This window comes from Halosegnis longus (genome assembly GCF_009663395.1).
GTDB classification, from domain to species: domain Archaea; phylum Halobacteriota; class Halobacteria; order Halobacteriales; family Haloarculaceae; genus Halosegnis; species Halosegnis longus.
On record NZ_QKNW01000001.1, the window covers coordinates 1,607,192 to 1,627,811 of the forward strand.

At 67.0% G+C, this 20,620-nt stretch carries 25 protein-coding genes and 1 tRNA gene; 16 read left to right on the forward strand and 10 right to left on the reverse strand.

Annotation, left to right across the window (positions count from 1 at the left end):
• The first annotated feature begins 20 nt into the window (after window positions 1-20).
• Both DM818_RS15090 and DM818_RS08695 read left to right on the forward strand, forming a co-directional pair.
• Window positions 21-917 carry a hypothetical protein gene (locus tag DM818_RS15090; protein WP_153952573.1) on the forward strand — a complete coding sequence of 299 codons (897 nt, stop codon included), beginning with the start codon at window positions 21-23 and terminating at the stop codon, window positions 915-917.
• 118 nt (window positions 918-1,035) lie between these two features.
• On the forward strand, window positions 1,036-1,596 hold the full coding sequence (locus DM818_RS08695; RefSeq protein ID WP_075937142.1) for a TATA-box-binding protein: 561 nt from the start codon (window positions 1,036-1,038) through the stop codon (window positions 1,594-1,596).
• Here DM818_RS08695 and DM818_RS08700 read toward each other — a convergent pair.
• From DM818_RS08700 to DM818_RS08710, 4 genes are all read right to left on the reverse strand, one after another.
• Window positions 1,593-1,982 (reverse strand): VanZ family protein, encoded by a 390-nt coding sequence (locus tag DM818_RS08700; protein WP_153952574.1) that lies wholly within the window; start codon window positions 1,980-1,982, stop codon window positions 1,593-1,595. The two genes, DM818_RS08695 and DM818_RS08700, sit on opposite strands and share 4 nt — an antisense overlap.
• Before the next feature lie 98 nt (window positions 1,983-2,080).
• Window positions 2,081-2,215: a hypothetical protein gene (locus DM818_RS15300; protein WP_268891822.1), complete on the reverse strand. Its 135-nt coding sequence runs from the start codon at window positions 2,213-2,215 to the stop codon at window positions 2,081-2,083.
• 38 nt (window positions 2,216-2,253) lie between these two features.
• Window positions 2,254-2,508 (reverse strand): AbrB/MazE/SpoVT family DNA-binding domain-containing protein, encoded by a 255-nt coding sequence (locus tag DM818_RS08705; protein ID WP_153952575.1) that lies wholly within the window; start codon window positions 2,506-2,508, stop codon window positions 2,254-2,256.
• A gap of 125 nt (window positions 2,509-2,633) precedes the next feature.
• Window positions 2,634-2,918 (reverse strand): AbrB/MazE/SpoVT family DNA-binding domain-containing protein, encoded by a 285-nt coding sequence (locus DM818_RS08710; RefSeq protein ID WP_153952576.1) that lies wholly within the window; start codon window positions 2,916-2,918, stop codon window positions 2,634-2,636.
• Between the two features lie 298 nt (window positions 2,919-3,216).
• Here DM818_RS08710 and DM818_RS08715 point away from each other — a divergent pair, with 298 nt between their 5' ends.
• The 5 genes from DM818_RS08715 (at window position 3,217) to DM818_RS08735 (ending at window position 7,436) form a co-directional block, all read left to right on the forward strand.
• On the forward strand, window positions 3,217-3,960 hold the full coding sequence (locus DM818_RS08715; protein WP_172977309.1) for an ABC transporter ATP-binding protein: 744 nt from the start codon (window positions 3,217-3,219) through the stop codon (window positions 3,958-3,960).
• On the forward strand, window positions 3,960-5,684 hold the full coding sequence (locus DM818_RS08720) for a hypothetical protein (protein WP_153952578.1): 1,725 nt from the start codon (window positions 3,960-3,962) through the stop codon (window positions 5,682-5,684). Before DM818_RS08715 ends, DM818_RS08720 begins: the two co-directional genes overlap by 1 nt.
• Window positions 5,685-5,733: 49 nt before the next feature.
• Window positions 5,734-5,806, forward strand: a tRNA-Pro gene (locus DM818_RS08725).
• 102 nt (window positions 5,807-5,908) lie between these two features.
• Window positions 5,909-7,048 (forward strand): thiolase family protein, encoded by a 1,140-nt coding sequence (locus DM818_RS08730; protein ID WP_153952579.1) that lies wholly within the window; start codon window positions 5,909-5,911, stop codon window positions 7,046-7,048.
• Window positions 7,049-7,169: 121 nt separating this feature from the next.
• Window positions 7,170-7,436 (forward strand): AbrB/MazE/SpoVT family DNA-binding domain-containing protein, encoded by a 267-nt coding sequence (locus tag DM818_RS08735; RefSeq protein ID WP_075937136.1) that lies wholly within the window; start codon window positions 7,170-7,172, stop codon window positions 7,434-7,436.
• Between the two features lie 109 nt (window positions 7,437-7,545).
• Here the strand turns inward: DM818_RS08735 and DM818_RS08740 are convergent, their stop codons facing one another.
• On the reverse strand, window positions 7,546-8,070 hold the full coding sequence (locus tag DM818_RS08740; RefSeq protein WP_075937135.1) for a carboxymuconolactone decarboxylase family protein: 525 nt from the start codon (window positions 8,068-8,070) through the stop codon (window positions 7,546-7,548).
• 36 nt (window positions 8,071-8,106) lie between these two features.
• The gene (locus DM818_RS08745) at window positions 8,107-9,459 is read right to left on the reverse strand and encodes an NAD(P)/FAD-dependent oxidoreductase (protein ID WP_153952580.1); all 1,353 of its coding nucleotides are present in this window, start codon (window positions 9,457-9,459) and stop codon (window positions 8,107-8,109) included.
• A gap of 235 nt (window positions 9,460-9,694) precedes the next feature.
• Here DM818_RS08745 and DM818_RS08750 point away from each other — a divergent pair, with 235 nt between their 5' ends.
• Window positions 9,695-10,414 (forward strand): hypothetical protein, encoded by a 720-nt coding sequence (locus tag DM818_RS08750; RefSeq protein ID WP_153952581.1) that lies wholly within the window; start codon window positions 9,695-9,697, stop codon window positions 10,412-10,414.
• Here DM818_RS08750 and DM818_RS08755 read toward each other — a convergent pair.
• Window positions 10,411-10,602: a hypothetical protein gene (locus DM818_RS08755; RefSeq protein ID WP_075937133.1), complete on the reverse strand. Its 192-nt coding sequence runs from the start codon at window positions 10,600-10,602 to the stop codon at window positions 10,411-10,413. The two genes, DM818_RS08750 and DM818_RS08755, sit on opposite strands and share 4 nt — an antisense overlap.
• 43 nt (window positions 10,603-10,645) lie before the next feature.
• A complete protein-coding gene (locus DM818_RS08760) occupies window positions 10,646-12,307 on the reverse strand; it encodes a DUF3604 domain-containing protein (protein WP_153952582.1) in 1,662 nt (553 codons plus the stop codon).
• Window positions 12,308-12,381: 74 nt separating this feature from the next.
• Between DM818_RS08760 and DM818_RS08765 the strand changes: the two genes are divergently transcribed.
• From DM818_RS08765 to DM818_RS08800, 8 genes are all read left to right on the forward strand, one after another.
• On the forward strand, window positions 12,382-12,924 hold the full coding sequence (locus tag DM818_RS08765; protein WP_153952583.1) for an NUDIX hydrolase: 543 nt from the start codon (window positions 12,382-12,384) through the stop codon (window positions 12,922-12,924).
• Window positions 12,925-12,975: 51 nt separating this feature from the next.
• On the forward strand, window positions 12,976-13,488 hold the full coding sequence (locus DM818_RS08770) for a hypothetical protein (RefSeq protein WP_153952584.1): 513 nt from the start codon (window positions 12,976-12,978) through the stop codon (window positions 13,486-13,488).
• A complete protein-coding gene (locus DM818_RS08775) occupies window positions 13,485-15,386 on the forward strand; it encodes a hypothetical protein (RefSeq protein ID WP_153952585.1) in 1,902 nt (633 codons plus the stop codon). The genes DM818_RS08770 and DM818_RS08775 overlap by 4 nt, the downstream gene beginning before the upstream one ends.
• 66 nt (window positions 15,387-15,452) lie before the next feature.
• A complete protein-coding gene (locus tag DM818_RS08780; RefSeq protein WP_153952586.1) occupies window positions 15,453-15,746 on the forward strand; it encodes a DUF433 domain-containing protein in 294 nt (97 codons plus the stop codon).
• A 1-nt stretch (window position 15,747) separates the two neighbouring features.
• A complete protein-coding gene (locus DM818_RS08785; RefSeq protein ID WP_153952587.1) occupies window positions 15,748-16,092 on the forward strand; it encodes a DUF5615 family PIN-like protein in 345 nt (114 codons plus the stop codon).
• Between the two features lie 48 nt (window positions 16,093-16,140).
• Window positions 16,141-16,728 (forward strand): tRNA (pseudouridine(54)-N(1))-methyltransferase TrmY, encoded by a 588-nt coding sequence (gene trmY / locus DM818_RS08790; RefSeq protein WP_152118906.1) that lies wholly within the window; start codon window positions 16,141-16,143, stop codon window positions 16,726-16,728.
• Between the two features lie 49 nt (window positions 16,729-16,777).
• The gene (locus tag DM818_RS08795) at window positions 16,778-17,719 is read left to right on the forward strand and encodes a glycosyltransferase family 2 protein (protein ID WP_075937128.1); all 942 of its coding nucleotides are present in this window, start codon (window positions 16,778-16,780) and stop codon (window positions 17,717-17,719) included.
• A gap of 23 nt (window positions 17,720-17,742) precedes the next feature.
• The gene (locus tag DM818_RS08800) at window positions 17,743-18,525 is read left to right on the forward strand and encodes a formyltransferase family protein (protein ID WP_075937127.1); all 783 of its coding nucleotides are present in this window, start codon (window positions 17,743-17,745) and stop codon (window positions 18,523-18,525) included.
• Here DM818_RS08800 and DM818_RS08805 read toward each other — a convergent pair.
• Both DM818_RS08805 and DM818_RS08810 read right to left on the reverse strand, forming a co-directional pair.
• Entirely contained in the window at window positions 18,491-19,492 is a 1,002-nt protein-coding gene (locus DM818_RS08805) for a Gfo/Idh/MocA family protein (RefSeq protein WP_153952589.1), read from the reverse strand. The two genes, DM818_RS08800 and DM818_RS08805, sit on opposite strands and share 35 nt — an antisense overlap.
• Window positions 19,489-20,601, reverse strand: coding sequence for a DegT/DnrJ/EryC1/StrS family aminotransferase (locus DM818_RS08810; RefSeq protein ID WP_075937125.1), 1,113 nt, complete (start codon window positions 20,599-20,601; stop codon window positions 19,489-19,491). The genes DM818_RS08805 and DM818_RS08810 overlap by 4 nt, the downstream gene beginning before the upstream one ends.
• Window positions 20,602-20,620 lie beyond the last annotated feature (19 nt).

A 20,620-nucleotide genomic window follows, 5' to 3' on the forward strand; every position in this document is an offset into this window, starting at 1 on the left:
CTTCGACTGTCACGACCACTGTGTCCGCCACTACCCCGCGCCGTCTCGTCGCGACCCTCGCCGTCGCCGCCCTCCTCGTGCTCGCCGGCTGTAGCGGGCTCACAGGCTCGTCCGCGACGGCCACACCAAGCCCGTCACCGACCGCGACGACGACCCCGACAGCGACAGGCACACCAACAGTCACGTCGACACCGACGCCAACTGCAACACCAACAGCCACGCCTGACCCGGCTGATGCCGAGCAACTCGCCCCGGGGATTACGACCGCCGGCGTGGTGAACGCCTCCGCGACCGCGGCCGCCCACGAGGCCCGCGTCGCCGCGACGCCCGGTGTGAGCGTCCTCACCACCAACATGTCGCTCGACGGCGAGCAGGTCACGGCTCGCGAGCGGGCTGTCGCCACCGCGAACTTCTCCCGGGTTAATTTCGTGGCCAGCTACACCACCATCGAGGGGACCGATACGACGGAGTTCGTGAGCGCGAACGCGACCACCGTCCGCAACTACGTCGTCGCGAATGAGACGGTCCAACTCGACAGCTACCAGAACCGGACCGAGACCTTCGACAGGGTGATTCGGTCACTTGCCACGGACTCCCGTGTCCTCGAACAACTGCTCGCCACCGGAGACTTCACCGCTGCGTCGGTCACCGTCGACGGCGAGTCGATGGTTCGCCTGACGACCGAGACGTACGCCGGGAGTCAGTACGATCCCGACGCTGTCGAATCCTACGAGGCCCGCCTCCTGGTCGGGCCGGACGGACTCGTCCACTCGGCACGCGAAGACATCGTGTTGACCGACGCGGTCTCGCTGGAATCGCGCCAGCGTGCCTACCAGTTCACCGCCGAATCTGTCGACCTCCCGCCGACACTTCAGGTGCCTCCCGAAGTCAAGAGTGACGATGAGACGACCAACTGACGGTCTCAGCACCTAAGCGGGGTAAAAAGCACTCCACCGGGCTATGATAAACGGCTTTTAGCCACCTCATCGACGTTCGACGGTTCTTTTATATACCCGGGCGGTCCTTTTACTTATAGTGACTAATCCAGCCGACACCATCGAGATACAGAACGTGGTCGCCTCGACAGGCATCGGACAGGAGCTCGATCTGGACACGCTCGCTGCCGACCTGACGGGGTCGAGCTACGACCCGGAGAACTTCCCCGGCGTCGTCTACCGACTCCAGGAGCCGAAGGCAGCGATGCTCATCTTCCGCTCGGGGAAGATGGTCTGTACCGGCGCAAACAGCATCGACGCCGTGCATGAAGCGCTGTCCATCGCCTTCGACCGCCTGCGCGAGCTGAACATCCCCGTGGATGACGACCCGGAGATTACGGTCCAGAACATCGTCTCCACGGCCGACCTTGGCGCAACCCTCAACCTCAACGCCATCGCCATCGGCTTCGGGCTCGAGAACATCGAGTACGAACCCGAGCAGTTCCCGGGGCTCGTCTACCGCATGGACGACCCGGACGTGGTCGTGCTGCTGTTCGGCTCCGGCAAGCTCGTCATCACGGGCGGAAAAACGACGGACGACGCCTCCGAGGCCGCCGCGGCCGTCACCGAAGAGCTCGAATCGCTCGGGCTCCTCGGCTAAACGGAGACGTACCGAATTCTCCGTTCGATGAGCAGCCACGTCAGCGACAGCGCCGCGCCCAACACGTTTGCGGTCATATCGCCGATGCTGAAGTACCGCGATGGAAGCACGCCCTGTGCCAGCTCAATGGCGACGCCGTACAGCCCCGCCGTTGCGAGCACGAGTATCACGCGCTCCACGAGCGGGCGGTCAAACGTCGCGTACGCGATGGTCGCTCCCAAGCCGGCGTAGGCGACGAAGTGGAGATACTTGTCCCACAGCGGGCCACCAGACCGCGCTCCCGGCGGCGTCCCGGTCAGCGAGTAGTAGGCGATGAACACAGCCACGGCGAGGACGCCGGCATACCGGACGCGGCGTGACAGCGCCGGCACTGGGAGTCGATACATCTCAGTAGCCGGTAGCACGGTTCGTGTCTTTAGATTGGGGGAGATGAGTAACGATGACTGGGGCCGGTGGAGTGTTGTCTTGGCGGGTGTGTTCGGATTCAGGCGGTCAGGACGCCCTCTGTGTCGCCGGTGAGCATCTTTTTTCTGAGCAACTCAGCAACGACCTCGTGGCCGGGGTCGTTGTACAGGAAGGCGATGATCGCTTCCGTGTCGAAGATGGAGCCGGCACTCATGCGTCTTCAGACGGGCGGAGTCGTTCTGCTCGCTCTGCTTACTTGCGCTTTTCGGCATCTTTCATCTCCCGAACCCGCTCTAGCACGTCTCCGGGTTTGTGTTCGCCAGCGTGGATTCCGTGTAGTTCATCCAGTGACGGAACCGGCTCGATGATGATACGACCGTGCTCTTCGTAGACGAACACTTCTCCCGGCGTCTCAATCCCGAACGTCTCTCGTAACTCTTGCGGGAGTGTGACCTGCCCCTTCTGTGACACCCGTACTATCGTTGTCTCAGGTGTATTACTCGCCATCGTTCGTCGTGCATATCTCACTCCGAATTACTGAACCTACCGTGGTCAACTGTACAGCCGCACGATCAAGAGCAGCTACGTGGGCGAACGTGATGAACCGGCATCAAACAGATACGGGTTCTCTGTTACCCGCTGTCGGACTCTTCGGTCCCTCGTCGAATCGCGTCCCGATGTTTCTGGGCAACGGGGGCTGGCCCTTCCGCAAGTGATGTTGTGTCTCCCTGTTCGGAGGCCGTTTCTGCAACGAGCCGCTCCATGCGTTCGATACGCTGCTCGGGGCTGTCCGCCGGCTCAATCACTATCTTCCCGTTCTCTTCGTAGATCTCGACCTCAGTTCCAGGGGTGATACTGAGCCGATCCCGCACCTCGTTGGGAAGGACGATTCGTCCGTGTGAATCCACGCTAACCATCGTCTTAGTTTGTGCCGAGAATTACTAATCGTTCCGTCTACGAGCCCCGGTATGAGGCTCCGTGATCATGTATCTGTCTTCTCAATTACTGTAGAGAGCCATCATGCTACCCAGCATGGAGCCACTCGGTCACAAACGGCCCGTCTGCTTCACAACAACACGTACCCGTTCCACACCGTCACGACAGTCCCGACCGTCGCCAGCGCGAAGTGAGCAGCCGGAGGTGCGCGGCCTCGCTACCCGCCGTGCACCAAATTCTTGTCACCAGCAATCCATGAATCACGACGACGCCCTGAACATGGATTCAATCACCGCACAGCAGCTCACGAAACGCTACGACGAGACGCTCGCGCTTGATGCGCTCGACCTCTCGATTCCAGACGGGAGCGTCTACGGGTTCTTAGGTCCCAACGGCGCGGGCAAATCTACGACGATGCGACTGCTCACCGGGCTCACGATGCCGACCTCCGGCGAGGCGACTGTCGCCGGCGTCCCGACCACCGACCGGGCACAGCTCATCGACCACATCGGCCTGCTCCCCGAGGAGCCGCCGATTCACGACGAGCTCACCGCCCGCGAACAGCTCACCTACGCCGCCGGCCTGCGTGACCTCACGGACCCACAGTCGCGGATCCAACACCTGCTCAACCGCGTTGCCCTCGCCGAGGACGCTGACACCCGCATCGACACCTACTCGACGGGGATGCGCCAGAAGACCGCCTTCCTCCAGGCCGTCCTCCACGAGCCGGACGTACTCTTCTTAGATGAACCGACCGCCGGGCTCGACCCCCGGGCGGCCCGCACCATCCGTGCGTTCATCGACGAACTCTCCGATGGCGGCACGACCATCTTCCTCTCGACACACATCCTCCCGGTTGTGGACGAACACGCCGACACGGTGGGCGTGCTCTCGGACGGGCAACTGGTCGCCGAGGGGAGTCCCACCGAATTAAAACGCCGCGTCGACGCCGAGGACGGCGACAAGACGCTCGAAGACGTATTCCTCGACGTGACCGAGACCGCCCCCGACGAGGAGCTCTGATGGTCATCGGCCATCTCGCGGGCGGGCTCACGATCGCCCGCACGGAGTTTCGCCGGAGCCTCCGCCAGGTCACCGGCCGACTCTCACAGATTCTCGGGCTCGGATTCGGGCTGTTCGTGTTCAGCGCTGGTGCCGTCGCCGTCTCGTATTTGCTCGTCACGCAGTCGCCCGACCTTTCCGGATTCACCATCGGTGCAGGCGTCCGGAGCGCCATCACCTTCCAGTGGCTGTTCGTCGTCGCCATCATCACCCAGCGGGTCGTCACCGTGAACCCACGCCCCGACGCCGGCGACCACCTTCTCACGACGGTCCGACCGACGACGGCCGTTGCCGGGCTTATCCTCGCCGAGCTCGCCCGCATCGCCGCGTACATCGGGGTCCCGGTGCTCGTCGTGACGCTCGCGCTCGCGTACACGACCGGCTCCGTCGCGACCGTCCCGCTCGTCGCGGTCGCGGTCGCGCTCCTGTTCGCCAGCGGGGTCGTGCTCGCACACGTGCTCGGGCTGGCTATCAAACTCGCCGTCGCCAGAATACCCACTCTCGCCCGCCACCGCACGGTGCTCGGCACGCTCGCGGCCGTTCTCCTCTTCGGCGGCTACACCGTTATCCAGTCGTCCGGCGGCGGGACGAGCGGGTTCGGGCTCGTCCCCGTCGGCTGGGCTGCCGACCTCGCGGCGCTCGCGCTCCCTGTCGGTACCTCGCCCGTACACGCGGCCGGCGGCGTGGCCGCGACCGGCCTCGTCGTCGTCGCCGGCGTCTCGCTCGCGAGTCGCGTCGCCACGGCCTTCTGGTTCGGCGACTCCGTTACGCCCGAAATCGAGACGGAGGAAGCGACCGTCGACGGCGTCGGCACCGACCCGCTCGCGAGCGGGCTCGGGCTGCTCGGTCGGCTCCCCCTCGGCTCGGGCCAGTCGGGTCATATCGCCCAGCGGACGGTCCTACTCGCCCGACGTGCGCCCGCGAAGCTCTCGTATCTCATCCTCCCGTTCGTCATCGCCGGCTCCTTTCTGCTGCAGGCGGTGTTCGGTGAGCTCACGGTCCCGACGGCCGCGTTCGCCCCCGGGTTCGCGGTCGCGCTCCCGTGGGTCGCCGGCGCGGCCTTCACGCTCAATCCCCTCGGCGACGAGGGGCGGGTGTTGCCGCTGACGCTCACCTCCCCCGTCGACGGGCGGACGTATCTCCGTGGACTCGTCCGTCCCGGCGTCGTCATCGGTGGGCTTGTCCTGCCGGCTGTGCTGGTACTCGCGCTCGCGACCGACTACGCGCTCGGCGAGGCGGCGCTCATGCTCGCGGTCGCGGGGCTCGGGATTCCCGCCGTCACGGCCGTCGCCACCGGCATCGGGATGCTGTTCCCCCGAACCGATGCGGTGCGCGTCGCCCGCGGTCGGGAGGCGACGCCACCGACGCTCACCGCGATGGTGCTCTACTCGGTGTGTGTCGGGCTGACTGTCGGCGTCCCGGTCGCTGCCGGCCTTGCACCCGACGCCGTGCGTGCGGTCACGGCTGCGCTCGTCGGCGGTCTGCTCGCGTTCCCGTTCGCCTACGTCGGCGGCCCCCTGACGGGTGTCGCGGAGGGGTTCACCTCGCTCGGCCAGTCTATCGCCGGGCTCGATACTGCCGTCGTCCAGTGGGGTGGGCTCCTCGCGCCGGTCGTCCTCGGTGTCGTGCTCGCGCTCGCCTCCGCCCGGTTTGCGGCCCGCTACGTCGAGCGCTACACCCTGTAATCGTATCGAGTCGCAACCGTTAAGCGCGACTGTCCAAACCTATGGGTGCGGGCCGGTGGGGTAGCTTGGTATCCTTCGAGGATCGGGTCCTCGGTACCTCGGTTCAAATCCGGGCCGGCCCATCTTCTCTCGTCGCTCTCGTATCGCCCAGCACTGCTGACTGCTTTCGTCCATTCTCGCCGCGAACAGGAGGATTCATGATAGATGCTCGCACAGTGTGGGCCATGACGGACAACACACCGGTCGTGGTGAGTGCGAAACGAACCGCCCAAGGGAAAGAAGACGGCGCGCTCGCTGACATCCGGAGCGAGGACCTCTCGATTCCGCTCGTGAACACCATGCTCTCGGAGTCGGGCGTCAACCCCGACGACGTGGACGACGTGATGTGGGGCTGTGCCCAACAGCGCGACGAGCAGTCGAGCAACATCGCCCGCCAGATTGCCATCTTCTCGGAGCTCGGCGAGTCGGTCCCCGGCACGACCATCGACCGCCAGTGTGCCTCCTCGGCACAGGCCATCATCAGCGCCTCCGACGCCATCGCGGCTGGCCGCCGTGACGTAATGTTCGCCGGCGGCGTCGAGTCGATGTCGCGCGTCAAGATGGGCGGCGGCAGCGGCACGATGTATCCCGAACTCGACGAGCGCTACGGGATGGAGAATCTCTCGATGGGGATGACCGCCGAGAAGGTCGCTGAGGAGTACGGCGTCTCCCGCCAAGAGCAGGACGAGTACGGCCTCCGCAGTCAGGAACGCGCCCGCAAGGCCACCGAGGAGGGCCGCTTCGACGACGAAATCGTCCCGCTCGAAACCGAGGATGGGACCTTCGACACGGACGAGAGCATCCGTAACACCGACATGGAGACGCTCGGCAAACTGCCGACCGTGTTCAAAGAGGACGGCACCGTCACGCCGGGCAACGCCTCCGGCATCGCCGACGGCGCGGCCGGCGTCCTGCTCACGAGTCGCGACTACGCCGACGAACACGACCTCGACGTGCTGGCCGAGGTCGGCACGAACTTCGTCGCCGGCGTCGACCCCACCGAGATGGGCGTCGGCCCGATTCCGGCGACTGAGGGGCTGCTCGAACGCTCCGGCCGCGACATCGACGAGTACGGCCTCGTCGAAATTAACGAGGCGTTCGCCTCCCAGTGTCTCTACTCGGCCGAGCAGTTGGGCATCGAGATGGACCGGCTCAACGTGAACGGCGGCGCAATCTCGCTGGGGCACCCGCTGGGTGCCTCGGGCGCACGGCTCCCGGTCACGCTCGTCCACGAGATGAACAAGCAGGGCGTTGAGCGCGGTATCGCGACCGAGTGTGTTGGCTTCGGTCAGGGCGCAGCGATCGAGTTCTCGCTCCCGAACTGAGCCACCTCGTAGACACGTCGCCTCACCGACTTCGATTTTATTTGGCGTCATCGCTGAGAGACGTTGGAGCAGCCAACGTCTGCCCGAAACGTTCACCGATGTGAATGTGGTAGGAATTCGTATGAGCGAGCGTGAACGTCAAACAGTCGGGCAGCACGGCCAAGTGACGATTCCCAAGCCGCTCCGAGAGCGGTTCGGACTCCAGATCGGAGATGAGGTGTTCATCCGTGAAGAGGCAGGCAAACCCGTCATCGAGCGATCCATGAGTCGCGAGAAGGTTGCCGAGGGGTACCGCCAGCGTGGCGAACAGACTCGCGACCTCACGTCCGAACTGGAGGGTGTTTCGACCGAAGCGAATGAACGTCTCGGCGACTCTCCAGAGAGCTAGGCGGTATCTGTCCGTTGTGTAGGTATCGGTACTGTCGCTCATCCCATATGGAAACATGAACAGCAAGACCTGCGTCCCCGTCGTGTCGTCTATGATGACAAGGAGTGTGTCAAACCTTCCACCCGACGAACTCTTCTTCCGGTTCGATACCCATCGCATCGAGCACCCGCGCTGTCGCGACGTAGTGGGCCGCTAACATCGCCACCCCGACGACCGTCTCGTCGGCGTACTGCTCGCGCAGTCGGTCGTGGTCGCCGTCACGCACGTCACCGAGCGCGACTGCCCGTGCGTACGCAAGGAGTGCAGCATCCTGCGCGTCGAACGGCTCCCCTCGTCCCTCGCTGATGGCCGTGATTTCCTCGTCGGAGACTCCCGCTTCCCGCCCGAGTCGGACGTGTTGGTGCCACTCGTACGGGTGTTCGAGAGCGCGCGCCGCGGCCAGAATCACGAGTTCGCGTTCGCGAGCCGGCAGAATTTCCCACAGCCGACTGGAGTAGCGCATATACCACTGGAACTGCGTCGGCGCGTTCGCCATCCCGCGGAAGATGTCCGCGGTCCCCACGTCGTTCTGGTCGAACAGATACCGGTACTCCTCGGGCAGGTCCTCGGCATCGAGTAAGGGTACGCGTGCCATACCCACACATTGAGCGGCGTCGGGTTAGTGTTCCCCCTACGCGGTGAGCCAGTTGGGCGCGAGCACCCGCGCGAGCACCCCCGGCGCGAGCAGCTTCGTCGGGTCCTGCTGGAGCCGGATGACGCGTTTCAGCTCCTCGGCGACGTAGTCGTTGTCGTGGGCCGTCGGAATCAGCCGGTCCATGTACCGATTGAACAGGTCCGTTCCCGGCGGCTTCGGGCCGGTCGTCGCGTCGTGGGCGAAGTCCGACCCGACGGTGAGTTGCCACACCGGCTCGATAACATCGGCCGTCCGGTCGAAGAAGCGAGCCGCGAGGTCGTCGGTCCCCGCGGCGAGCGCGGCGTGGAGCTGGAGCGCATCCAGCGCCGAAACGGACATCCCCTGTCCGTAGACGGGATTGAAGCTCGCGAGCGCGTCGCCGGTCACGAGCAGCCCGTCGGGGAACGCATCGAGGTGGTCGTAGCGCCGGCGCGTGCTCGACGGGAACCGGAAGGGGCGAATCTCCGCGACGCGGTCGTTTGCAGCGAGCATATCCGCGACGTGAGAGACGGGAAGCGATTCCGCACACGCCATGAACCCCTCGGGGTCGGTCGGCGGATACTCGCCGTGGAGCCCCGACAGCGTCACCATCCACTGGTCGTCCTCGATTGGGATGACGGCTCCGCCCTGGGTCGTCGGCGGTGACGTGCCCACGAGCATCGTCGTCGTCTCCTCGGGCGGGCGCTCGATGCGCGTCGTCGCGTAGCCCACGTCGACGGACACCGTCTCCGTCTCCGGCGGCTCGTAGCCGTGACGGTCCAGCCACTCCGGCACGGGCGAGGTACGGCCCCGCGCGTCCACCACGAGGTCGGCAGATATCGTCGATTCGGAGCCATCCTCGCGGTAGCTGACGCCCGTGACGCGGCGCTCGTCGTCGCTGCTCACCAGTCCCGTCACGTGTGTCTCGGGTCGCAGCGTCACGTTCGCCGTCTCGCTCGCGTGTCGCCGCGTCAACTGCTCGAACAGCGGCCGACTCGCACAGTACATCGGAACGGAATCCAAGCCGTCGGCCACGAAGCCGCCGTCGTGGTGGTACGCCAGTTCGTGGGCGGTGTCGATGGTGATGCCGCCGGCGTCCGTCAGGTCGTCGAGGTAGCCGGGAAACAGCGTCTCCAGCATCGCCCGCGCCGGTTCGAGCATCACGTGCGCGTGGGTCGCCTGCGGGACGCCGCGCCGCGCCACCGGTTCGTCCGGCAGCGGGTCGCGGTCGAGAACCGTCACGCGGTCGTAGCCGTCCGCAAGCACCCGTCCTGCAAGGAGTCCAGCCATGCTCGCTCCGACGACGACGGCGTGGTCGCCAACGGTGTCGACCGCCGTCGCATCGTACGACGGAAGCGACCCTAATGTCATGTCTCCACCCTCGGACTCCACGAATTTACGTTTCTCGCTGGGTTGTCAAATTTTTCTTACCTTGGGTCGTCGGCCGGTGATTGGCAGAGCAGCGTATTATCGACCCGCAGTGATTGGCGGGTCGGACTCCTACCGACCTGCAGTGGTTGGCAGGTCGGATTTCTACCGACTTGCAGTGGTTGGCAGGTCGGACTCCTACCGACGCCGATATACGACCACACACCCGAGGACGGCTATGTCAGACCGACTCGATATCGCCGCCGACCCCGACGCCGTCGCCGCGGAACGCGACGCGGTCGTTTCCCGCATCCGCGACCACGCCGGCGATATCGCCTACGCCATCGCCCGCATCGAGGGGGGTGACTACGGCCGCCGCAGCTTCGAGACGGACGACGGCGAGTGGACCGTCAAACACGAACAGGGGGACATCGAGTTCCTGTTGTTCGAACCCCGAAGCGGACAAGAGACCTACGTCGTCTCCACGCAACAGCCTCCGGAACCCGCGGCCCTCGTCGACGCGCTCGCCGACTACGACGCCTTCGTCGAGCGGTTCGACGCCTACGTTCGGTCGCTCGACGGCCTGCTCGATGACGTGCCGACGGAGTTTCCGACGCCCACCTCCGCCGCGGATGTCGTCGCGGAGCGCGACCGTATCGTCTCCCGCCTGCGCGAGGTGTGCAACCAGATGGCCGGCGAACTGTATCGGTACGAGATGGACGACTACGGCACCTTCACCGCCCGCGTGAACGGGACGCGGTGGGAGCTCAAGCGCGAGGAGTCGAGCACGTCGTATCTCCGCGTCGGCGGCTCCGGCGGGACGTATCTCCTCTCGCAGTACGGTCCACCCTCTGCGGAGGCAGTCCGCGAGTTCGCGCCCGATGCACCCGACTTCGTCGCGGCGTACAACGACCACGTCGCCGAGTTGGAACTCGACTTGGCGCAAATCGACCTCTAAGCCTCGGTGCCCCCAGCCCGGTGTGCGGTCGCTTCGTACCCCACCTGTAACACGGCGGCGACGAGTACCCCGACGGCGATGCGCACTACGAACGTCGAGTCGGGCATCCCGTCGCCCAACAGCAGGACGACGGCGACGACGTTCAGCAGGCCGCTCGCTAACCGGAAGGGCGTTCGCACGGTGACCATATCGGGTCCGTCACTCGTTGTCGTGACAAGCCTTGTGCCGGCGCTACGGTTCGACCCAGACCGGCCCGAGCCACGCGGCTCCGCCGGGTACGTACCCCGAATCTGCCCGCGTCGCCTGCTGTGCCCGCAGATAGTAGTAGTCGGCGTCACCGCCGCGGCCGTCCTCGTAGGTCGGGCCGGTCACCGGAGCGTCGTCCGTCAGCGTTCCCGACTGTGCAAACGTCGACAGCGGCGCGTCGAAGTCGGTCGTCCCCGTCGCGACGTGGAACGGTTCCCCGTTCTTCACGATGGTAACCGACTCCACGGGTGCAGTCCCGTGGACTTCGAACCGAATCGTCCGTTCACCGTCGGCGGTGACGGTGCTGTCTGCTTCGCCGACGCGGGTTCCGTCGACGGACAGCTCCGCGAGGATGCGGTCCGGCTGGGTCGTCGCGTACACCGACCGCGACCGGAGCGCGTCGAAGACGGCCTCGCGCGACCGCTCCGGGGCGCGGAAGGCAGTCAATCCGCCGGGGTAGGATTGCTCGTTCCACACCCGCCAGATGTGGCCCCAGCCGACGCCGTCGCGCCGCCACTCCGCCAGCGACGGGAGATGCGGTTTCGCGTGCATCAGCGAGTGGCCCGGATACGGGCCGTGATAATCCGAACTGCCGAGCAGTCCGACCCGGTGGCCGAGCGCGAGCGCGTCCTGCACGTACGTGCCGGGGCTGTCCGTCTCGCCGTGGCCCATCCGGATTGGTCGCCGATTCCCCTCGCGGCCGGGCCGCTCACTCGACCCCCACTGGGAGTACACCTCCACCAGCGGCGCGAGGTCGTCATCGTACGCCGTCGCGGCGAAGTCGAACGGGTACATCGCCTCCGCCGGGTGGTGCGGGATGGTGAGTACGTCGCCCTCGCCTGAGTCACGCCACTCTCTCAACTGCTCCCACAGCCCCTCGTAGCTGCCTGTCGCCTCGGCGTGCGAGTCGAACAGCTCTGCGCCCTCCACGCCGTCGAAGTAGACGTTGATGTGGCCACCCTTCGTCGGCTGTTTCGTCCACTCGTAGCCGAACAGCGTCACGAACTCGCCGGGCTCGTTGTTGGCCGCTGTGGTGCGTTTCAGCCGGTCGAAGTAGCGGTCGTGCATCCGCTCGCGCTGCCACCGCGGCGGGATGAAGAAGCCCATCGTATCGTGGTCGGTGTAGGCGCACACGTCGAGTCCCATCACCTCCCGAGCGAACGCGAAGCCGTCGGCCGCCGACCCCGCCCCGTCCGACAGCGACGAGTGGAGGTGAATATCCCCCCACAGCGTCCGCTCGTCCGGTTCGGTGTCGTGGACGCGAACCGGGTTCGAGACGAACCGTTCGCCGCGGTACTCGGCGGTGAGATACTGGACGCCCGTCGTGGAAAACGTCACCTCGACGGTCGTGAACCCTGCCTCGGGGTTGCCGGGGCCGACGCTCGGTCCGTTCCCATCGAAGGAAACGTCGGCCGGCACGGTGGCGTCGTCGTCGGTCGAATCGAGCGACGGCATCCCGTCGATGGCGTGGAGGCGTTCGTACTCGTCCCACGCCTGCACCCGGACGGTCACCGACTCCCCGGCGACGGCGTCGGAGGGCGAAATCAGATGGAGACGGTCGAACCGTCCCGACCGAGACGCCCACAGTGCTCGCAGTGATGGGCGAGAGGCGGCGAAGACGCGAATCGATTCGTGTGGCCCAGCCATACGACCGCTCGCGCGGGCAGGAGCATAAACGTCGGTCCCGGGGGAGTCTTTGTCCCGCCGTCCCACTCCGACGTATGGACGACGACCTCGCGTGGGAGACGACCGACTCCCGCATCGACTACGACTGTCCCGGCTTCGAAGTCCGAGAGGACTCCGTCACGTTCCCCGACGACTCCACGGGTCAGTACCACAGCGTCACCGAACCCGACGCCGTCGTAATCCTCCCCTTCACGCCCGACGGCGACGTGGTCGCTATCGAGGAGTGGCGGCAGGCCGTCGGCCGGGTGAACCTCGGCCTGCCAGCGGGGGGGCTCGAACCAGACGACGATGACCTCGTCGCCGCCGCCCGTCGCGAACTCCGCGAGGAGACTGGCTACGAGGCCGACCGACTCGACCCCGTCGCGACCGTCGAGCCGGCGAACGGCCTGCTCGACGCGACCCACCACCACTTCGTCGCGTACGACTGTGAGCCGACGACGGACCAGTCGCTCGACGAGAACGAATCTATCCGCGTCACGGAACGCGACTTCGAGACGCTGCACCAGCGCGCCGTCGCCGGCGAGTTGCGCGACGGCCGTGCGGCCGTGAGCGTGTTGCGATACGCGGCCGCGGAGTGAGGTGCCTGGAGTGACCGTCAGCTACTTTTCGTTCGCCGGCGACGGTTCAGCGTGGATACCGCACGCGTTGCCCCCGTCGCCGTCGTCGCCGTCGTCGCCCTGACGGCCCTCGTCTCCGGGCCGGCGACGCCGCTGGATTTGACCCCCGACACGAACCCGTGTGAGGGTGACGTGCGCACACAAGTCGGGAACGCGACCGTCGAGGTCCGGTCGCTGCCCGACCGCGCGACGCTCACGCAGGCCGGCTACGGCGCCCGCGTCTGGTCGCTGTCCGTCCCGCCGGCCGTCGTCAACGTCTCCGACGTGGACGGTCGGCCCACGCTCTCCTACCGCATCTTCCTCCCCGAACTCGGCCGCCAGGTCGGCAGCCGCACCGTCGTGAATCGGTGTACCACCGGCCGGCTCTCGCTCGCCGTCGGGGACTCCACCTTCGACCCCGACGAGGTAACGCCCGGTGAGTACAACGCCACCGTCTCCGTCGTCTATCGCGGCACCGACGGCGGTCAGCAGGTCGAACGCACGCTCGCCGAGCGAACCATCACCGTCGTCGCCGAGGAGCCGTGAGCCGTACGCGCTGGCGGGTCGTCTTCGGCGACCGTCGCGGGCTGTTCGTCTGCCTGCTCGCCGCCCTCGCCGCGACCGTCGGCTGGCGCACCACGGTCACTATCACGGACAACTACACCGTCCTCAACGGACTCGTCGCGCTCTCGGAGGGCCACGTCGTCGTCCGCGAGGCGGTGTTCGGCTCCTCGCTCCAGACGCCGGGGATGGTCACCGGGCAGGGTGGTCCGGTCGCCCGCAACTACGCCCACATCGTGCTCTCGCTGCCGGCGCTGTGGCTGTTACAGGCAATCGCCGCCGTCGCGGACCTCACCGTCGCCCTCGTCGGGGGATGGTCGCTCCTCCTGCTCGCGACGGTCGTCGTCGCCGGCGACCTCCTCGACCGCGGCCGCCTCGCCCGCCTCGTCGGCTCCGGACTCGCCGTCGTCGCCTTCGTCGCCGGCGTCGCCCTCGCCACCCCACTCGACCAACCGCATCTCGCGCTGCTCGCGATGCAAACTACGACCGTCGCCGTCGCTGGGCTTGCCGCGACCCTCCTCTATCGACTGGTCGCACTGTTGCACGACGAGCGCACGGGACTGGCTGCTGGTGTCGCCCTCGCTGTCGCCTCGCCGGGCGTCCTGTGGGCGACGATACCGAAACGCCACGTCCTGACCGCGGCGTTCGCGCTCGCGGCTTGCTACTGGCTCGTTCGGAGTCGCGCGACCGGCCGGTCTGCTCGTCGGTTTCACGCCCTCGCGTACGTCCCCGTCGGCCTGACCGCGTGGCTCAACGCCGCCGAAGGACTCGTCCTGCTCGCTGCTCTCGTCGCCGTCGACCTCGCCACGCTCCCGCGACTCGACGCTCGCCGGCTCGCCGTCGTCGCCGGCGCGTTCGGCTGTTCGCTCCTCCCGCTCATCGTGACGAATCTGCTCGTCGCCGGCGACCCGCTCACCACGCCGCGGATGCTCCCGCCGTACGGGTCGGGTGGCGATATCCGGTTCGGCGGCGGTGGCGGCGGTGGCGGCGGTGGTGGCGGTAGTGTTGGTGGCAGCGGTGGTGGCGGTAGTGCGGGTGGTGGCGGTGGTGGCGGTAGTGCTGGTGGAGGCAGTGGCGGTAGTGCGGGTGGTGGCGGTGGCGGCGGCGGTTTCTCTCTCGCTCCGCTCCTCAGTCCGTTCGCCGAATCGCTCTCGCGGCTCAGCGTCTTCACCGGCTTCCTCACCGACGGTGTGCGCGCGAGCATCACGACACCCTCGAAGCTGTATCACGCCTTCGTCCGGAGTGGCTACGTCGCCACGCAGAACACCGGCTCGACCGGACTCGCCATCAATCTCGCCTTCCTCGAAGCACTCCCTATCGCCGGGGTACTCGCCGCACTTCCGGTGCTCGCGGCTCGCCGCGCCCGGACACTTGATATCGCCGACTTCCGAGCGTCGCTCGCAACACCGGCCCGGACGGCCGACGCCTTCGCGCTCGGCTACGCGGTCCTCCTCACGCTCGTCTACATCCCGCGGCTCCCGGTTCACGCGACGTTGACAGTCCGGTATATCTACCCGCTGTTCCCGCTCGCGCTGTACGCCGTCGCCCGACTGCCCGCGGCGCGTGCGGTCGTCCGCGAACAGGCGACCTTGCTCGCGTTCACCTACGCCGGCGGCGTCGCTATCGGTGGCCAACTCACCGTCCTCGTCGTCGCCCTCGCCGACTGCGGCGCGAGCGAGACGCTGCAGGCGTACGCGCTGCTCGCCCTTGGACTCGCGGCGCTGCTCGCCGGCTGGTCGGTCGCCGCCGCGCTCGGTCGCCGCACCACCCGCACCGGGGCCGTCCTGTTCGGACTGGCCGGCGCGTGCGCGAGTAACGTCATCGGCGTCTTCCTATTCCAGTTCTTCGGCGAGGCGTTCCTCCTCCCGTTCGTGCCGCTGTGAGCTGTTTTCCACCGTTTACGCCCTCACCGACAGCACACTTTTGCCGGCTCGGCTGAAACTACGGGTATGTCGAAGGGTGCCAGCCGACGAATCACGGATGACCAGATGAGCGAACCGCACGTTCGCGGTCACCGCGTCAGCGTCCGCCAGATTCACGCCCTCGTTGAGGAGGCCGACACCGACCCCGAGACGGTTGCCGACCGATACGACCTCGATGTCGCCGACGTGTACCACGCGCTCGCGTACTATCACGACCACCCCCGCGAGATGCGCGACGTGGAGCGCACCCGCGAGACGGCGATAGACGCCATCCGCGAGTCAATTGACCGCCCCGACGACGTCAGCCCAGATACGGCCTGAGATGGCCAACTGGCGATTTCTGCTCGACGAGAACATCGACCCGAAGACTGCGACGTATCTCGCGAAAGAGGGTGTTGATGTCGAACACGTCCGCGACGCGCTCTGGCAGGGGGCACGCGACGAACGAGACGTGCTGCCGTACGCACGAGCCGAACAGCGAATCGTCGTGACGAGCGACGTCACCGATTTCGGTGGGCTGGAGAATGCCGACCACGCCGGACTCGTCCTGCTCTACGATGATACGATGCCAGCGTACCAAGTGGCGTCTGGGCTGCTCTCGATGGTCGATGCCTACGGTACCCGCGAGCGGTTCGCCGGGCGCGAGGAGCTTGAGCCGTGGGTGTAAGCCGTCATCGTTCGACGCCGCTTTGCTCGCTCGGTGCGAGCGACGGCTATGCGCCAGTTCGTCGTCGTCGGCCACGACGCACCCACGACACCTGATTTCCCGCTCGATGACCTCCCGTCGGCCGCCGGCAGACTCGACGTGCTCTGTCGGTGTGTCAACAGCGCCCTCTTTCTTTCACACGGAATTCGTGATTCCCGCGTCCATCTCGTCCTCGCCGACGAGTACACCGTCACCTTCGACGGGGCGACCGCCCGCCACCTCCATCCGGACGAGCGCACCACGGCCGCCCGCATCCGCACCGCGCTCGACTCACGCGAGGACGCCATCGGTCACATGCCCGCAGAGCCGTCGCCGGGCGTCGAACTCCGGCGGCTGGGGTTCGAAGAGACCCTCGACCGCGTCGGCGGCACACTCGTCTCCCTCCACGAGGACGGCGACCCACTTCCCGAGTCGGAACCGCCCGCGGACCCGACGTTCGTACTCTCTGACCACAACGACTTCACCGCCGCCGAGCGCGACCTGCTCGCGGCGCGTGCCGACAGCAGGGTCCGGGTCGGTCCCGAACGGCTCCACGCCGACCACACCATCACCGTCGCGCACAACTGGCTCGACACCGACGGGTACACGGAGTATTGAATCGCCGCCCGACCGAACCGCCTTTTTCGGTCGCTGTGCGACTTCCGACGTGAGCGACCCCGCCGTCAGCGTCGTGATTCCCGTCTACGACCGCGCCGACAGGGTCGGCGACGCAATCGAGAGCGTCCGCGACCAGACGCTCGACGACTGGGAACTCGTCCTCGTGAACGACGGCTCGACCGACGGCTCGGGCGAGGTCATCGACGAGTACGCCGCCACAGACCCGCGGATTCACGCCCACCATCACGACGAGAACCGCGGAATCAGCGCGGCCCGCAACACCGGCATCGACGCCGCGACGGGCGAGTTCGTCTGCCCGCTCGACAGCGACGACCGCTTCCGGCCGGAGAAGCTCGCCCGCCAGCTCTCGTACATGCGCTCGCTTCCCGAGGACTACTGTGGCTGTTACACCGCGGGCGTCAGCTACGACGCCGCCGGGAGACGTATCGAAACGATTCGGACAGGTGCATCGGGTGATCTCTGGCCCGAGGTGCTCGTCCGCCACGACTTCCGGCCACACTCCTCGCACATGGTTCGGCGGTCGTGTCTCGATGCCGTCGGCGGCTACGACACCGACCTCGCGCGCGGCGTCGACTGGGACATCGCCATCCGACTCGCGCGCCGCTTCCGGGTCGGCTTTCTCGACGAAATTCTCGTCGAGCGCCGCTTCGCCGACGACAACGTCTCCGGCGACCCGACCGCCGGCAATCCGACGTATCAGGTCACTATCCGCGAATACCTCCGGGAGAAGTACGCCGACGCACTCGCCGCCAATCCCCGAACCGGTCGGCAGTTCGACGCCCGCCTCGCCCGTCACCGCGGGCTGGCGGCGCTCGAAGCGGGCGACCGCTGGCGTGCGCTCCGGGAGTTCACCCGTGCGACCCGACTCGAACCGACGCTCGGACACGCGCTGCTCGTCCCGCTGTCGGTCGGCGGCTGGTCGACGTATCGTCGCGCGTCACGGCTGGTCGACCGGAACACACCAGTTTAGAGGCCGGCTTCCGATGGAGGGGTATGCCGACGCTCGCACTCCTCGCCAGCCACCCGCTGGGCGTTCGCTGTCTCGACCGCCTCCACGACCACCCCGACATCGAGGTGACGACCGTCGTCACCTACGCCCCCGACGCCGAAACGTGGTGGGAGGGGTCGGTGCGCGGCCGCGCACACGAACTCGGGTACGACGTGCTCGCGCGCGAAGATGTCGACCGACTCACCGACACGCCCGTCGACTACCTGCTTTCCGTCTACTTCCCAGATATCCTCGGGGAGACGCTACTGGACCACCCGAACGAACTCCCGCTGAATCTCCATCAGGCCGAACTCCCCCGCTACCGTGGCAGTAACGTCTTCTCCCACTCCATCCTCAACGCCCGCGACGACGACTACTGGCAACACGGTACCACGCTGCACGTCATGGAGCCGTCGGTCGATTCGGGCGCCGTCATCGATCGTCGTTTCGCCGAGATTCGCGAGTCGGACACGGCGCGGTCGCTGTACGAACGCGTCAAGGAGCAGTCGGTCGAGTTATTCGAGGCGTGGCTGCCGGCCATCGCCGACCGCACCGTCGGCGACCACCAGACGCCACAGTCCGAGTTCGACGGCCCGCGCTACTTCTACGCGAAGGACAGCCTCGACGACCTGAAATCCATCCCGCCCGAGCGACTCGCCGATCCCGACACGGAACTCTACGACCGCATCCGTGCGCTGGATTTCCCGCCCCACGAGCCGGCGTGGACCACCGTCGCCGGCGAGCGTATCTACCTCACTCGCGACGGCTACCGACGCTACCAACGGTAACCGTCTCGCCCCGCTCGTCGGCCTGCTCGGCGTACGAAAGCAGTTCGACCGCGCGCGCACCGACTCGCCCCGAGGCGTCGAACGACCCGTCCCCGCGTGCGGCCGCGATGAACGACTCCACCTCCATCCGGAGCGGCTCGTAGCCGTCCACCTCGTAGGTGGTCTTCCCCTCGTCGCGTGCCCGGAGCTGGCCACCCTCCTCGACAACCGTCGCGTCGAACAGCGCCAGCTCCGTATCGGCCAGATAATCGATGGACGCCGCACGCTCCGTCCCGACGGCCACGAGTTCCCGGCGCTTCCCGAACGTCGGCACCTGCCACGAACTGTTGATGACGCCCGTCGCGTCCGCGTACTCGAGCACGACCGTCGCGGTCTCGTCGGTGTCCGGGCGGAGATGCCGGTCGAGTCGACAGTACACCGTCTCGGGGCGCTCGCCCACGAGCCACCCGTAGATATCAACGTCGTGGACGGCAAGCGAGTGGAGGGTGCCGGCCGTCGCTCGCGGCGCGCGGAAGGCGTACCGGTCCGTCGAGAGATACTTCAGCCGGCCGAGTTCCCCGCGGTCGACGCGGCGCTTGAGTTCGCGCAACGCCGGATGATATCGGAAGATGTGCCCGACGCCGAGCGTCGCGTCGGCAGCCTCGGCAGCGTCGACGATAGCCCACGCGTCGGCCGCCGTCAGCGCGAGCGGCTTCTCGACCAGACAGTCCGTCCCCGACGCGAGCAGGTCCGTCGCGATTTCGCGGTGGGTCGGTGAGGGTGTCGCCACGACCGCAGTGTCGACATCAAGGTCGGCGTGGTCGGTAACGTACTCGACCCCGTAGTCGTTGGCTGCCGAGGCCGCCCGGTCGCGGTCGGCGTCACAGACGACGAGTTCGTCGATGACGCCCGCTTCCGCCAGCTCCGCGCCGACGCGGACGTGGTTGCTCCCCCAGTAGCCGGTGCCGACGACGGCGTGGGTACTCATCGCTCCCCCTCGGCGAACGCCTCGACGGCGTCACACACCGTCGCGATGTCGTCGTCACTCAGTCGTGGATGCATCGGGAGCGACACGGTTCGAGCGCAGTACTCCGCCGCGACCGGGGTCTCGCTCGCGTCGACGCGCTCGCGCACCGCCGGCTGTGCCTGCACGGTGCGGTCGTAGTGGACGCCCGTCGAGACGCCCCGCTCGTCGAGGAACGCTCTGAACGCCTCGCGCTCGCCCGCTGGCACCTGCACCGGATAGTGGTGATAGACGTGCGTCGCCCCCTCGACGGTCGCCGGCGTCACGACCGCCGAACAGGCGTCGAGCCGGTCGTCGTACGCCGCGGCGGCCTCGCGGCGGCCATCAATCCACGAGGGAAGCCGGGCCAGCTGCTCGTCGCCGACCGCCGCGTTCGTCTCGTCGAGCCGGTAGTTCAGCCCGAGCGCGACGTGCTCGCCCGATTCGTCGCGCCCGTGATTCCGGAGCGCGCGGATGTGGTCTGCGAGCGTCTCGTCGTCGGTCGTCACCATCCCGCCGTCGCCGCCGACGGTCATGTTCTTGGTCGGGTAAAAAGAGAAACAGCCGATGTCGCCGAGGCTCCCGACCGGTCGGTCGTCGACCGTCGCGAGGTGCGCCTGTGCGGCGTCCTCGATGACGCGCAAGTCGTGATTGTCGGCGATAGCGAGGAGTTCGTCCATCGCCGCCGGCTGGCCGTGCATGTGGGTCACGGCGACCGCAGCGGGGGACTCGCTGGCTGCGACCGCGTCCTGCAGCGCGTCCGTGTCCATCGTGTACCGCTCGGGGTCGATGTCGACGAACCTCGGTGTCGCGCCGAGTTCGAGCACCGGCGACACGGTCGCGAAGTAGGTGTGTGCGGGGACGAACACCTCGTCGCCCGGGCCGATGTCGAGCGCCTTCATCCCGAGCAAGAGGGCGGCAGTCCCGTTCGAGACGGCGACCGCGTGGTCGGTCTCACACGCCGCAGCGAAGTTCGCTTCGAACGTCTCACACTCCGGTCCCTTGACGTGGCGACCGGACCGCAACACCGCCTCGACTCGTTCCACCATCGCGTCGTCCATCGCGATATCCGTGAACGGCACCGACTCTGACATATTTTCGCTCACACAGCCA